This is a genomic window from Pseudomonas baetica, assembly GCF_002813455.1.
Classification (GTDB): Bacteria; Pseudomonadota; Gammaproteobacteria; order Pseudomonadales; family Pseudomonadaceae; genus Aquipseudomonas; species Aquipseudomonas baetica.
Window position 1 is genome coordinate 1243594 of the sequence record NZ_PHHE01000001.1, and the last position, 14490, is coordinate 1258083.

The window sequence follows — 14490 nt, forward strand, 5'->3', positions numbered from 1 at the left end:
GATCTCAGAATAGTACGATTCGTAATTGTGACTTGAATTTAAATACTACAATATGTGTTTTGTCGGTCGAAGACGTACGCGTAAGGTGCCGCACATGGATAAATGGATTGAGTTGGTCAAGGCCAAGATGAGTGAACTCAAAATCACTCAAACAGAGCTCGGAGAGCGCGTCGGCATGTCCCAGGGCGGCATCGGCCATTGGCTGAACAAGCGGCGGGAACCGGGCATCACGGAAATGAATCGCGTGCTGCAGGCGCTGGGCATGGATTTTCTGGAGGTGGTGCTGGTGATCCGCGAGCCCCTGGACACGCCGGACGACGATATGCCGCTGGCGCAGAAATACAACCCGTACTTTCGCTACCCGGTCAGTGACTGGCGTACCCCCTGCGAGGCACGGGAGAGTGAACCGACGTCCTACGCCCCGACGCAAAGCAAACAACGCTTCGAACTGACGGATTACCACGCCCGAGGTGCGGCGTTCTGGCTGACAGTGACGGGTGATTCGATGACTGCGCCCACCGGCTCGAGCATTGCCGAAGGCATGCTGATTCTGGTAGATCCGGAGGTGGAAGCGCTGCCCGGAAAGCTGGTCATCGCCCAGTGGCCGAACAGCGATGAGGCGATTTTTCGCAAGCTTGACGAAGAGGGCGGCCAGCGTTATCTGGTACCGCTCAATCCGACCTGGCCCAAAGCCCTGTTCACCGACGAGTGTCGAATCATCGGCGTTGTGGTTCAGGCAACGGCGCGTTACTAGTCAGATCGATCCTCGCCAAGCGTAGGATCGATCCTTGATTCACACTTCTTCCAATTCGACCAAAGCGCTGCCTTCGCCGACCATCTCACCTTCCTGGCAATACAGTGCTTTGATCACGCCTGCGTGTGGCGCGCGGATGCTGTGCTCCATCTTCATCGCCTCCAGCACCACCAGTTGCGCACCGGCCTCAACCGATTGCCCGGCCTCAACCAGCACTCGCACGATGCTGCCATTCATTGGCGCGGTCAATCCGCCCTGATGACTGTGGCCGGCTTCGACGGCATTGATCGGATCGTACGACTCAATGCGCCGCAACTCGCCTTCCCATTGCAGATACAGTGAATTGCCCTGACGGATAGCGCGCAGGCTACGACGCACGCCGTCGCGCGCGACAACCAGCGCTTCAGCCGAGAGTTTGGCGTCGCCACCGGCTCCCAGCGTCAGCGCCCGATCCTGGCCCTCGCAACTCAAATGCAGGGCGATTTCTCGCGGCAGGCCAGCACGCAAACCGCAGCCCGTAACCCACGGCGAACCCGGATCATCCGCCCGGGAAACCTGCGGCAGACTCTGCGCAAACGCCTGCGCCGCCGCGTTCCAGAACGCATCACTTAACTCGCCCGGAGCCGGCAACAGTTGCTCCTGATAACGCGGGATAAACCCGGTATCCAGTTCCGCTGCGGCAAACGCCGGGTGCGCAATGATCCGCCGCAGGAAATTGATATTGGTTTTCAACCCGCCAATTGCAAATTCATCGAGCATGCTCAACAACCGCAGGCGCGCCTGTTCACGGTCCTCGCCCCAGGCAATCAGCTTGCCGAGCATCGGGTCGTAAAACGGCGAAATCTGATCACCTTCCTCAACGCCGCTATCGACTCGACGTCCCGGCCCTTCAGCCGATTCACGATACAAATCCAGGCGTCCGGTAGCGGGCAGGAAGTCATTCGCAGGATCCTCGGCATACAGACGCACTTCAATCGCATGCCCATTCAAAGGCACCTGATCCTGAGTGATCGGCAGCGCTTCGCCACGGGCGACGCGAATCTGCCACGCCACTAGATCCAGACCGGTGATAGCCTCGGTAACCGGGTGCTCAACCTGCAGCCGCGTGTTCATCTCCATAAAGAAGAATTCGCCACGCGAATCGAGCAAGAACTCCACGGTGCCCGCGCCGACATAACCAATCGCCTGCGCCGAACGCACGGCCGCTTCACCCATCGCCCGGCGCAGTTCCGGGGTCAGGCCCGGTGCCGGGGCTTCTTCGACAACTTTCTGGTGGCGGCGCTGAATCGAACAATCACGCTCATTGAGATACAGGCAGTTGCCATGCTGATCGGCAAACACCTGGATCTCCACATGGCGTGGCTTGAGCAGGTATTTCTCCACCAGCATCCGCGAGTCGCCGAACGACGACTGCGCTTCTCGTTGAGCGGAGGCGAGGGCTTCGGCCAATTGGCTGACCTCCTCAACCACTTTCATGCCTTTGCCGCCACCGCCAGCCGTAGCCTTGAGCAGCACAGGATAGCCGATACGTTCGCAGGCATCGCGGAAGGTATCGAGGTCCTGCGCTTCGCCGTGATAACCCGGCACCAGCGGCACACCCGCGGTTTCCATCAACGCCTTGGCCGCAGATTTGCTGCCCATCGCGTCAATGGCCGAGGCCGGCGGGCCGAGGAATATCAGGCCCGCCGCTTCGATAGCGCGAGCGAACCCGGCGTTCTCGGACAGAAAGCCATAACCCGGATGAATCGCCTGAGCGCCGCTGGCTTTGGCCGCCGCGATCAGTTTGTCGATTTGCAGATAACTGTCGGCCGCTTTGCTGCCGCCCAGGTCCACGCGAATGTCCGCCTCACGGCTGTGCCGCGCTTCGCGGTCGGTGGCGCTGTGCACGGCAACAGTGGTCAGGCCCAGGGCTTTGGCGGTGCGCATGACCCGGCAAGCGATTTCGCCACGGTTGGCCACCAGCAGGGTGGTGAGAACAGGTGCGCTCATCAACGCGGCTCCTTGGTGGTGGTTGCGGCCTGCCAGTTCGGCGGACGTTTTTGCAGAAACGCGCGCAAACCTTCCTGGCCTTCGGGGCTGACGCGGATACGGGCGATGGCGTTTTCGGTGTAGCGGCGCAGGGCCGGGGTCAGGGCGCCGTTGCCGACTTCACGCAGCAAGTCTTTGCTCGCACGCATCGCGGCTGGGCTGTTGAGCAGCAAATTGTCGATCCACTGTTCGACCTGTTGCTCAAGCTCCGCGACCGGATAGCTGTCGGACAATAAACCTATTTCCCGCGCCCGCTGACCGCCAAAACGTTCGGCGGTCAAGGCGTAACGACGTGCCGCGCGCTCGCCGATGGCTTGCACCACGAACGGGCTGATCACCGCTGGCGCCAGACCGATGCGCACTTCCGACAGGCAGAACTGCGCGTCATCGGCACCAATGGCCATGTCGCAGCAACTGATCAGGCCCAGCGCGCCGCCGAACGCTGCGCCTTGCACCACGGCCAGGGTCGGGATTTTCAGCTTGGCGAGGTTGTACATCAGCTCTGCCAGTTCGCGGGCGTCGTCGAGGTTGGTGTGGTAATCGAGTTCGGCCGATTGTTGCATCCACGCCAGATCAGCGCCGGCGCTGAAGTGCTTGCCGCGCCCGCGCACCAGCAGAAAACGCAGGCTGGCATCGCTGGCGACCTTGTCGAGGGCGAGGATCAGTTCGCGGATCATCTCGGCGTTGAAGGCGTTGTTCTTTTCAGCGCGGTTGAGCCACAGCGTCGCGAAACCCCGTGGGTCGCTCTGCAGTTCGAGGGTGTTGAAATCGCTCATATTCATCCGTCTCCACGTTTTCTGTGGGAGCGAGCCTGCTTGCGAAGAGCGATTGCGCGGTAAGACAGATGGACCGCGCTGAAGCTTTCGCGAGCAGGCTCGCTCCCACAAAAAATCACATCCGGAACACGCCGAAGCGGCTCGGTTCGATTGGCGCGTTCAGCGACGCGGACAAGGCCAGGGCCAGCACATCGCGGGTCTGCGCCGGGTCGATGACGCCGTCGTCCCACAGCCGGGCACTGGAATAGTAGGGGTGACCCTGTTCTTCGTACTGGTCGAGGATCGGTTGCTTGATCTCGGCTTCCTGCTCGGCACTGAACGCCTGGCCGCTGCGCTCGGCCTGTTCGCGCTTGACCTGCACCAGTACGCCGGCGGCCTGTTCGGCGCCCATTACGCCAATCCTCGCGTTCGGCCACATCCACAAGAAGCGCGGGTCGTAAGCGCGACCGCACATGCCGTAGTTACCGGCGCCAAAGCTGCCACCGATGATCACAGTAAATTTCGGCACCTTGGCGCACGCCACCGCTGTCACCAGTTTTGCGCCGTGCTTGGCGATGCCGCCGGCCTCGTATTTCTGGCCGACCATGAAGCCGGTGATGTTCTGCAAAAACAGCAGCGGGATGCCGCGCTGGCAGGCCAGTTCGATGAAGTGCGCGCCTTTTTGCGCGGCTTCGGCGAAGAGGATGCCGTTGTTGGCCAGAATCGCGATCGGGTAACCGTGCAGATGCGCAAAGCCGCAGACCAGCGTGGTGCCGAACAGCGCTTTGAATTCATCGAACACCGAACCGTCGACCAGTCGCGCAATCACTTCGCGTACATCAAACGGTTGCTTGGCATCGGCCGATACCACGCCGTACAACTCGTCGCTGGCGTACAGCGGAGCGATCGGAGTGCGCTGTTGCACTTCGCCGAGCTTGCGCCAGTTGAGGTTGGCGACACTGCGGCGGGCGAGGGCGAGGGCGTGTTCGTCGCTCTCGGCGTAATGGTCGGCGACCCCGGAAATCTTGCAATGCACATCGGCACCGCCCAGATCCTCGGCGCTGACCACTTCGCCGGTCGCGGCTTTCACCAGCGGCGGGCCGGCGAGGAAAATCGTCGCCTGATTGCGCACCATGATCGCTTCGTCAGCCATCGCCGGCACATAAGCACCGCCGGCGGTGCACGAGCCCATGACCACGGCGATTTGTGGAATGCCCATCGCGCTCATGTTGGCCTGGTTGAAGAAGATCCGCCCAAAGTGCTCGCGATCCGGGAACACTTCGTCCTGTCGCGGCAGGTTGGCGCCGCCCGAGTCCACCAGATAAATGCACGGCAGACGATTCTGTTGAGCGATGGTCTGCGCGCGCAGGTGCTTTTTCACGGTCAGCGGGTAGTACGAACCGCCTTTCACCGTCGCGTCGTTGGCGACGATCATGCACTCGACGCCTTCGACCCGGCCGATCCCGGCAATCACCCCGGCGGCCGGTACGTCTTCACCGTAAACGGCGTGGGCGGCCAACTGGCTGATTTCCAGAAACGGCGAGCCCGGATCGAGCAAGCGGTTGATGCGCTCACGCGGCAGCAGTTTGCCCCGCGAGGTGTGACGTTCCTGAGCTTTTGCGCCGCCACCCTGCGCCACTTGGGCGAGCAGGGTGTGCAGGGCGTCGACCTGTTTGAGCATCGCCGCGCTGTTGGCGGCGAACTCCGCTGAACGCGGGTTGAGCTGAGTGTGCAGGGTAGCCATGGCCAGCTCCGTTTAGCGGGTTTCGTTGAACAGTTCGCGACCGATCAGCATGCGACGGATCTCACTGGTGCCTGCGCCGATTTCGTACAGCTTGGCGTCACGCAACAAGCGCCCCGCAGGGAATTCGTTGATGTAACCGTTGCCGCCGAGAATCTGGATGGCGTCGAGGGCCATTTGTGTGGCGCGCTCGGCGGTGTAGAGGATCACGCCAGCGGCGTCCTTGCGGGTGGTCTCGCCACGCTCGCAGGCCTGGGCCACGGCGTAGAGATAGGCGCGGCTGGCATTGAGCTGGGTGTACATGTCGGCGACTTTGCCCTGGATCAGCTGGAATTCGCCGATGCTCTGGCCGAACTGTTTGCGGTCGTGGATGTACGGCACGATCAGGTCCATGCACGACTGCATGATCCCGGTCGGGCCGCCGGACAGCACGACGCGTTCGTAGTCGAGGCCGCTCATCAGCACTTTCACGCCACCGTTGAGCACGCCGAGGATGTTCTCTTCCGGCACTTCGACGTCATCGAAGAACAGCTCGCAGGTGTTGGAGCCGCGCATGCCGAGCTTGTCGAATTTGTTGCTGCGGCTGAAGCCTTTCCAGTCGCGCTCGACGATAAATGCGGTAATGCCGTGCGGGCCTTTTTCCAGATCGGTCTTGGCGTAGATCACGTAGGTGTTGGCGTCCGGGCCGTTGGTGATCCAGGTCTTGCTGCCGTTGAGGACGTAGCGGTCGCCGCGTTTGTCGGCACGCAGTTTCATCGAGACCACGTCGGAACCGGCGTTCGGCTCGCTCATGGCCAGTGCGCCGACGTGCTCGCCGCTGATCAGCTTCGGCAGGTATTTGCTTTTCTGTTCGTGGTTACCGTTGCGGTTGATCTGGTTGACGCAGAGGTTGGAGTGCGCGCCGTAGGACAACGCCACCGAGGCCGAACCACGACTGATTTCTTCCATCGCGACCACGTGCGCCAGATAACCCAGGCCAGCGCCGCCGTACTCTTCCGGCACGGTGATGCCGAGCAAGCCCATGTCACCGAATTTACGCCACATGTCGGCGGGGAACAGGTTGTCACTATCGATCTGCGCCGCGCGCGGGGCGATCTCTTTAGCGACAAAGGACTGAACCTGATCGCGCAGCATGTCGATGGTTTCACCGAGGGCGAAGTTCAGGGATGGGTAGCTCATGGGTCACCTTTTGGCTTTTTTGTAGGGTGGGGAGAAGGCTGTTTCAGTTCTCACCTTTACGTTAACGTAAGCCTGTGATGATTGGCTGTCAATCAACCTTTACGTTAACGTCAACTTGAGCCAGAGTAGGGGCAGTTCAAGATTGCTAAACCCACTAATAAAGACAATAGGGGTCGTCATGGATCAACCCGGTGCAAACCCGCAGCGCAGTTACACCCGCGGCTCCCAGGACCAAGCCTTGCTGGCGATGACCATCGGGCAGAAGTTCGCTCAGACCGTCGCGCAATACCCGGACGGCGAGGCGCTGGTGGTGCGCCATCAGCAGTTGCGCTACTCGTGGCGGCAACTGGCCGATGCGGTGGATCTGAATGCCAGAGCCTTGCTTGCACTGGGTCTACAGACGGGGGACCGGCTCGGTATCTGGGCGCCGAATTGCGCGCAGTGGTGCATCACGCAATTTGCCACGGCGAAAATCGGCGTGATCCTGGTCAACATCAATCCGGCCTACCGCAGTTCCGAACTCGAATACGTGCTCAAGCAAGCTGGCTGTCAGTGGCTGGTGTGCGCCGGGGCGTTCAAGTCTTCCAACTATCACGGCATGTTGCAGGGATTGGTGCCCGAACTGGCCGAACAATCCATCGGTGAGTTGCGCAGTGAGCGCCTGCCGGACTTGCGCGGCGTGATCAGTCTTGACGCCCAGCCGCCATCAGGTTTCCTGCCGTGGTCGCAACTGGCCGATCTGGCCGTTACTGTCTCTCCAGAACAGCTGCGTGAACGCAGCGACAGCCTGCACTTCGATCAACCCGTCAACATCCAGTACACCTCCGGCACCACCGGTTTCCCCAAGGGGGCGACCCTCAGTCACTACAACATTCTCAACAACGGTTACATGGTCGGTGAAAGCATCGGTCTGACGCCGCTTGATCGCCTGGTAATCCCGGTGCCGCTGTATCACTGCTTCGGCATGGTCATGGGCAACCTCGGCTGCATCACCCACGGCAGCACGATGATCTACCCCAACGACGCCTTCGATCCGTTGCTGACGCTGCAAACCGTCGCCGAGGAAAAAGCCACCGGCCTGTACGGCGTGCCGACCATGTTCATCGCCATGCTTGATCAGCCACAACGCACCGAGTTCGATCTGTCGAGCCTGCGCACCGGGATCATGGCCGGTGCCACGTGCCCGATCGAAGTGATGCGCCGGGTCATCAGCGAGATGCACATGAGCGAAGTGCAGATCGCTTACGGCATGACCGAAACCAGCCCGGTGTCACTGCAGACCGGCCCGAACGACGAACTGGAGTTGCGCGTGACCACCGTCGGCCGCACCCAGCCGCAACTGGAAAGCAAGATCATCGACGAGGCCGGCAACCTGGTCCCGCGCGGCATCATCGGCGAACTCTGCACCCGCGGTTACAGCGTGATGCTCGGCTACTGGAACAACCCGCAGGCCACCGCCGAGGCCATCGATGAAGCTGGCTGGATGCACACCGGCGACTTGGCCAGCATGAATGACGACGGCTACGTGAACATCGCCGGGCGTAACAAGGACATGATCATCCGTGGTGGCGAGAACATTTATCCGCGTGAGCTGGAGGAGTTTTTCTTCACGCATCCGGCGGTGGCGGACGTGCAGGTAGTCGGCATTCCGTGTTCGCGTTACGGTGAGGAGATTGTTGCCTGGATCAAGTTTCACCCCGGCCACAGTGCTTCGGAGCTGGAGCTGCAAACCTGGTGCAAGGAGCGCATCGCGCACTTCAAGACGCCACGGCACTTCAAGTTCGTCGACGAGTTTCCGATGACGGTGACGGGCAAGATCCAGAAGTTCAGGATGCGTGAGATCAGTATCGAAGAACTACGCGAAAAGCTCGCCTGACGAGGATTCAATGTGGGAGCGAGCCTGCTCGCGAATGCAGTGTGTCATTCAGCGCAGATGTGTCTGATACACCGCTTTCGCGAGCAGGCTCGCTCCCACAAGGGATATTCAGTGAAAACACAAATCGCAGAAAGCACAAAGGGGAGCCGAAGCTCCCCTTTAATTTTGTCGTCGCGTGCTCTTTTTTATTATTGAGGGGCGGTCTGTTGTTGTTTTTGGCAACCGTGGCCCTTTACCGCTGTTTTTGGCGACCCCCATCCGGGGTCAAGAGCAAACGTATTTTTTTGAGCGCTGATCTACTTTCTCGCTAAGCGATCCAACCGATTCGGGAGCTACCTGAAGGTAGTTTTATTGTTCTCTGCCCGGTTGCGGGTCACTCCTGAGAGCACCCTGAAAAGCACACCTTCTCCAAAAAAATCTGTTAGCTGCGTCTCTGCCGTGTTGTTTTTGTTATGTCAGAGTCGGTACGTCTTATTTTTATTGGTTTGCTGCTTTTTATTCTTGTTATGCCATAGAGATAGCAGAACGCGTGCCAACTTTATAAAAGCCTTATAAATCAAGGATTTGTGATTTTTGTGGGATTTTTCATTCAGGCAAAGCCAGACAATTTGTTTCCGTGTTACTCGCTTGTGCCCACATTTCACTCGCGGCGGTAACACCTCACTGTGCGCGGCGAGCCTTGGCCACGCGCGAACCGCTCGGTCGACCGAGCACGGCGCTGATTTGCTGACCCGCAGCAATCAAGGCGTCCAGATCGATACCGGTCTCGATGCCCAAGCCATTGAGCAGGTACACCACGTCCTCAGTAGCAACGTTACCGCTCGCACCTTTGGCATACGGGCAGCCGCCGAGGCCGGCAATAGAGCTGTCGAACACACTGATGCCTTCGAGCAGGCTGGCGTAGATGTTGGCCATGGCCTGGCCGTAGGTGTCGTGGAAATGCCCGGCGAGTTTGTCCCGTGGCACTTGGGCCGACACCACTTCGAACAGACGACGAGTCGCGCCCGCAGTGCCGGTGCCGATGGTGTCGCCCAGGGACACTTCATAGCAGCCCATCGCGTACAGCTCGCGTGCAACCATCGCCACTTGTTCCGGCGCGACTGTGCCTTCGTATGGGCAGCCGAGCACGCAGGAAACGTAACCGCGCACGGTAACGCCGTGCTGTTGCGCCGCTTCCATGATCGGCGCAAACCGCGCCAGGCTTTCGTTGATCGAGCAGTTGATATTGCGCTGCGAGAAGGCTTCGGACGCGGCGGCGAATACCGCAACCTCCTTGACCCCGGCCGCGACCGCATCTTCGAACCCGCGCAGGTTCGGTGCCAGCGCGCCATAGGTGACGCCGGGTTTACGCTGGATTTGCGCGAACACCTCGGCGGAACCGGCCATCTGCGGTACCCACTTCGGTGAAACGAAACTGCCGACTTCTATATAGCCAAGACCGGCGGCGCTCAGCGCATCGACCAGTTGCACCTTGTCGGCGACGCTGATGGGTTGCGCTTCGTTCTGCAGGCCATCGCGCGGGCCGACTTCGATCAGGCGTACTTGGGAGGGGAGGGACATTGGGCAGACCTGTGCTTTTGAATTCGAGGTGACCCCCTTGTGGGAGCGGGCTTGCTCGCGAATGCGCAGTGTCAGGCGACAAATGGGTATCTGATACACCGCATTCGCGAGCAAGCCCGCTCCCACCGGGGAAATGTTGTGTCCAATTACTGCGCTATTTGCTGGCTCTTGAGCGTCTGCTCCAACGCCTGCACACAGCGCTCTTCGGCGGTATCGAGTTCCAGCTTCATTTGTTCGATGTCGAGCAACTGTTGCTCCAGCTGTTCGCGGCGCTCGCCGATTTTCGCCAGCATGCTGTTGAGCTGTTTGGTGTTACCGCTGGACGGGTCGTAGAGTTCGATCAGCTCGCGACATTCGGCCAGCGAAAAGCCGATGCGCTTGCCGCGCAGGATCAGCTTCAGGCTGACCTTGTCGCGGGGCGAATAGATGCGTTCCTGGCCACGTCGCTCGGGGCTGAGCAGGCCTTGCTCTTCATAAAAGCGGATCGCCCGGGTGGTGATGTCCAGCTCGCGGGCGAGGTCGGAAATGCTGTAAGTCTGGCTGCTCATGAAAGCGCTCGGAAAAAGGTCTTGGCGCTAAGCTAATGGCGAGTTGACGTTTACGTCAAGCGGGATGATTTGTGTTGTATTTGATGGCCCCTTCGCGAGCAAGCCCGCTCCCACAGGTTGATTGCATTCCATCTGGATGAACGCGGTCAACTGTGGGATCGGGCTTGCTCGCGAAGAACGATGACGCGGTAAAAAGCCTTACACCTTATCCAGCTTCTTCTCATGCGCCGTCACCTGCTGGCACAACTCAATCATCTGCTCGCGCATCCAGCGGTTCGCCGGGTCTTGATCGGTTCTTTCATGCCAGTACAAGTGCGTCTCCACCGGCGGCACATCATTGACCGGCAGATTGAACGCGTGCAGTTCATGCCGCCGGGCAAAACGCTCCGGGACGGTCATGACCATGTCGGTCTGCTGCATCACCTGGGACGCCATCAGGTAATGCTGCGAGCGCAGGGCGATCTTGCGCTGAATGCCCATTTTGCCCAGTGCCAGGTCGACATAACCCAGGCCACTGCGACGGCTGGAAATATGGATATGGGTCAGCGACAGATAATCATCCAGCGACAGTTTTTCCTTGCCCGCCATCGGATGGCCCTTGCGCATCGCGCAGACGTAGCGATCTTCCATCAGCTTGACGTGGCGCACCTGTGGGTCGGTGTTGAGTGGCGCGTCCACAGCAAAATCCAGACGCCCGGCCGCCAGTTCCTTGGTGGTCTCGCGACGTTTCGACAGGAAACTTTCGATGATCACCGTCGGTGCCAGGCGGCGCAGGCGTTGGAACAGCGGCGGCAAAATCACCGCCTCGGTGAGGTCGGTCATGCTGATGCGGTAGGTCTTCACTGCCTGTGCCGGGTTGAAAATACGGCTTTCCTGAACCGACACCCGCAGCAGCGACAGCGCGTTGCGCACTGGGCCAATGATGTTCTGAGCCATCGGGGTTGGCACCATGCCTTGGGCTGTGCGCACGAAGAGCGGGTCGTTGAAGGTTTCGCGCAACCGCGCCAATGCGTTGGACACCGCCGGCTGAGTGATACCGACAATCTGCCCGGCGCGCGTCAGGTTGGCTTCGGTGTAGATCGCGTCAAAGACGATGAAAAGGTTGAGGTCGACCTTGCTCAGATTCATAACGCGGCTTCTCTTGTTATTAACGGCGGTGTTTTAGGGGCTGGCAATCAGCCGATCATATATCGGTGATGAATGTTTATACACGCCGAGAATAGGCTAGGTAAATTATCAGCGCTGTTCTAGCATCGATTGCATGACTTAAACAACCTCTGCTCAAGAACTGCCTCAACCATCGGGAGCTGCTCATGGATTTCGCTTATTCGCCCAAGGTGCAAGAACTGCGTGAGCGCGTAACCGCGTTCATGGACACTTACGTTTACCCGGCCGAAGCCGTGTTCGAACGCCAGGTTGCCGAAGGCGACCGCTGGCAGCCGACAGCGATCATGGAAGAGCTCAAAGCCAAGGCCAGGGCTGAAGGTCTGTGGAACCTGTTTCTGCCAGAGTCGGAACTCGGCGCCGGCCTGACCAACCTCGAATACGCGCCATTGGCAGAAATCATGGGCCGCTCGCTGTTAGGCCCGGAGCCGTTCAACTGCTCGGCGCCGGACACCGGCAACATGGAAGTGCTGGTGCGTTATGCCAACGAAGAACAGAAACAGCGCTGGCTCGAACCGCTGCTGCGCGGCGAGATCCGCTCGGCATTCGCCATGACCGAACCGGATGTCGCTTCTTCCGACGCCACCAACATGGCCGCCCGCGCCGTGCGCGATGGCGACGAGTGGGTGATCAACGGCAAGAAATGGTGGACCTCCGGCGCCTGCGATCCGCGCTGCAAGATCCTGATCTTCATGGGCCTGAGCAACCCCGATGCGCCGCGCCACGCCCAGCACTCGATGATCCTCGTGCCGGTCGATACCCCCGGCGTCAAAATCGTCCGGCCGCTGCCCGTGTTCGGGTACGACGATGCGCCGCACGGTCACGCCGAAGTGCTGTTCGACAACGTGCGGGTGCCGTACGAAAACGTCCTGCTGGGTGAAGGACGCGGTTTCGAAATTGCTCAGGGCCGGCTTGGCCCGGGCCGTATTCACCACTGCATGCGTTCGGTCGGCATGGCCGAGCGTGCGCTGGAATTGATGTGCAAACGTTCAGTGAACCGCACCGCGTTCGGCAAACCGCTGGCACGACTGGGCGGTAACGTCGACAAGATCGCCGACTCGCGGATGGAAATCGATATGGCGCGTCTGCTGACGCTGAAAGCCGCCTACATGATGGACACTGTCGGCAACAAAGTGGCGAAAAGCGAGATCGCACAGATCAAGGTGGTCGCACCCAACGTGGCGCTGCGGGTGATTGACCGGGCGATCCAGATGCATGGCGGGGCAGGTGTGTCGAACGATTTCCCGCTGGCTTATATGTATGCGATGCAACGTACTTTGCGTTTGGCTGATGGCCCGGACGAAGTACACCGTGCGGCGATTGGCAAGTTTGAGATCGGCAAGTATGTGCCGAAGGAAATGCTGCGTAGCGGTCACTAAGACCGCGTCGCCCCCTTCGCGAGCAAGCCCGCTCCCACATTCAACCGCATTCCAATTGGAGGAATGCGATCAAATGTGGGAGCGGGCTTGCTCGCGAAAGGGCCTGAATATTCAACCCATCAACGTCAGGCTCAATAAATCCATACCTCCACCCGCCGATTCTTGATCCGCCCCTCATCGGCACTGTTGGTCGCCACCGGCATCTGCGCGCCAAAACCGCGCACCTCGCGCAGCACCACACCGTGCTTGACCAACTCGCGCCGCACCGCCATCGCCCGCAACTTCGACAACAAATCTGCCCGCGCCGGATCGTCCTTGGCATCGCCAAACCCCACCAGCGTCACCGCTCGCTCGGTTTTGTCATGACGCTTTATATAGTCGAGCACCCGCGCCAGATCCTGGCGCGCCTTGTTGTCCAGGCTGGCGCTACCTTCCTCGAAGCGGAAGTTCACGGTAAGACGCTGGGCGTGACGGCTGAGGGATTGATAACCCTCGGGCATCAGCGCATTCGGTGCGACGGTCATTGCCTGCACGGTCTGACTGATAAAACCGTTGGCCGCGACAATCGTCTGGCCCTGACGACTTTGTGCGAACACCACCAACGCCTGCGCCCACTGATTTTTGCTGTCCGGCGGCAGATAGAAGAACAAACGGCGCGACAGCGGATAGTCTTCGGTGGCGATCAGACTGTTGAGCGGCAGCATCGACTGCGACGCACCATCGGCAATCGCCAGCGCTTTGGCCTGGCGCACGTAAGGCAAACCGATAAAACCAATGCCTTGGGGATCGGCGCTGACAGCGTCGGACAATTGCTCGCTGGATTCAAACCTTTTCGCAGCGCTACTCAGATTTTTCCCACGACGACTGAGGACCAACTCCTTAAACGTATCGTAGGTGCCGGACTGATCATCGCGTGCGTATAAATGAATCGCGCCGCCACGACCGCCAAGGTCTTCCCAGGTTTTTACCTCGCCACTGAATATCCGCGCCAGTTGTTCGGTGTCCAGTTGCTGCAGCGGATTGTCGGGGTGAAGGATGATTGCCAGGCCATCGATGGCGATGACTTGCTCGGCGGCGGGGCTTTTCAGATCACCCAGTAATTGCAGGGTCTGTAGCTCACTGTCCTTGATCTCGCGGGAGGACGCGGCCAGGTCGGCGCTGGCATTTTTCAACGCGGTGAAACCGGTGCTGGAACCGTGGGCGGCGACTTCAACGACCACGCGTTGACCTTCGCTGGTCTGGCCGGCGATGCGCAGTTCGTTGGCGGTGTCCGGGGTTTCGCGGTGGATTTTTTGCAGGCCTTGCTCGCGTAGCAAACCCTCAACCAGCGCCGGACCCAGTTCGGCACCGATGGTGTTCGACCCCTGAATGCGCAGTGCCGGGCCGTTTTCAGGGATGGGTAGGGCAGCGGCAGAGACCGTCAGCCATCCACTCAAGAGAAAAACGCACAAAACACGCAGGGTCATGCCGGCACCGAATCAAGCCAAGGGGATTGCCGGGGAGATT

The 14490-nt window shown here is 60.0% G+C and carries 11 protein-coding genes; 3 read left to right on the forward strand and 8 right to left on the reverse strand.

What is annotated here, in order from left to right; translation table 11 throughout:
* Positions 1–94: 94 nt before the first annotated feature.
* Positions 95–754 carry a LexA family protein gene (locus ATI02_RS05640; RefSeq protein WP_095189907.1) on the forward strand — a complete coding sequence of 220 codons (660 nt, stop codon included), beginning with the start codon at positions 95–97 and terminating at the stop codon, positions 752–754.
* Positions 755–793: 39 nt separating this feature from the next.
* Here ATI02_RS05640 and ATI02_RS05645 read toward each other — a convergent pair whose 3' ends face one another.
* The 4 genes from ATI02_RS05645 to ATI02_RS05660 all read right to left on the reverse strand — a co-directional run bounded on the left by ATI02_RS05645 (position 794) and on the right by ATI02_RS05660 (position 6457).
* The gene (locus ATI02_RS05645; protein WP_100845692.1) at positions 794–2743 is read right to left on the reverse strand and encodes an acetyl/propionyl/methylcrotonyl-CoA carboxylase subunit alpha; all 1950 of its coding nucleotides are present in this window, start codon (positions 2741–2743) and stop codon (positions 794–796) included.
* On the reverse strand, positions 2743–3558 hold the full coding sequence (locus ATI02_RS05650; RefSeq protein ID WP_095189905.1) for a gamma-carboxygeranoyl-CoA hydratase: 816 nt from the start codon (positions 3556–3558) through the stop codon (positions 2743–2745). Before ATI02_RS05650 ends, ATI02_RS05645 begins: the two co-directional genes overlap by 1 nt.
* Positions 3559–3673: 115 nt before the next feature.
* Positions 3674–5281: a carboxyl transferase domain-containing protein gene (locus ATI02_RS05655; protein ID WP_100845693.1), complete on the reverse strand. Its 1608-nt coding sequence runs from the start codon at positions 5279–5281 to the stop codon at positions 3674–3676.
* 12 nt (positions 5282–5293) lie between these two features.
* Positions 5294–6457: an isovaleryl-CoA dehydrogenase gene (locus ATI02_RS05660; protein WP_077573652.1), complete on the reverse strand. Its 1164-nt coding sequence runs from the start codon at positions 6455–6457 to the stop codon at positions 5294–5296.
* A 178-nt stretch (positions 6458–6635) separates the two neighbouring features.
* Here ATI02_RS05660 and ATI02_RS05665 point away from each other — a divergent pair, with 178 nt between their 5' ends.
* On the forward strand, positions 6636–8333 hold the full coding sequence (locus ATI02_RS05665; protein WP_100845694.1) for an AMP-binding protein: 1698 nt from the start codon (positions 6636–6638) through the stop codon (positions 8331–8333).
* A gap of 660 nt (positions 8334–8993) precedes the next feature.
* Here ATI02_RS05665 and ATI02_RS05670 read toward each other — a convergent pair.
* The 3 genes from ATI02_RS05670 to ATI02_RS05680 form a co-directional block, all read right to left on the reverse strand.
* Positions 8994–9893, reverse strand: coding sequence for a hydroxymethylglutaryl-CoA lyase (locus ATI02_RS05670; RefSeq protein ID WP_095189901.1), 900 nt, complete (start codon positions 9891–9893; stop codon positions 8994–8996).
* Between the two features lie 146 nt (positions 9894–10039).
* The gene (locus ATI02_RS05675) at positions 10040–10441 is read right to left on the reverse strand and encodes a MerR family transcriptional regulator (RefSeq protein ID WP_027614625.1); all 402 of its coding nucleotides are present in this window, start codon (positions 10439–10441) and stop codon (positions 10040–10042) included.
* A gap of 198 nt (positions 10442–10639) precedes the next feature.
* Positions 10640–11569 (reverse strand): LysR family transcriptional regulator, encoded by a 930-nt coding sequence (locus tag ATI02_RS05680; protein WP_100845695.1) that lies wholly within the window; start codon positions 11567–11569, stop codon positions 10640–10642.
* A 185-nt stretch (positions 11570–11754) separates the two neighbouring features.
* Here ATI02_RS05680 and ATI02_RS05685 point away from each other — a divergent pair, with 185 nt between their 5' ends.
* Positions 11755–12984, forward strand: a complete 1230-nt coding sequence (locus ATI02_RS05685; protein ID WP_100845696.1) for an acyl-CoA dehydrogenase — start codon at positions 11755–11757, stop codon at positions 12982–12984.
* Between the two features lie 131 nt (positions 12985–13115).
* On the opposite strand, the gene ATI02_RS05690 is transcribed toward ATI02_RS05685, so the two are convergent.
* Entirely contained in the window at positions 13116–14450 is a 1335-nt protein-coding gene (locus tag ATI02_RS05690) for a substrate-binding domain-containing protein (RefSeq protein WP_100845697.1), read from the reverse strand.
* Positions 14451–14490: the final 40 nt, after the last annotated feature.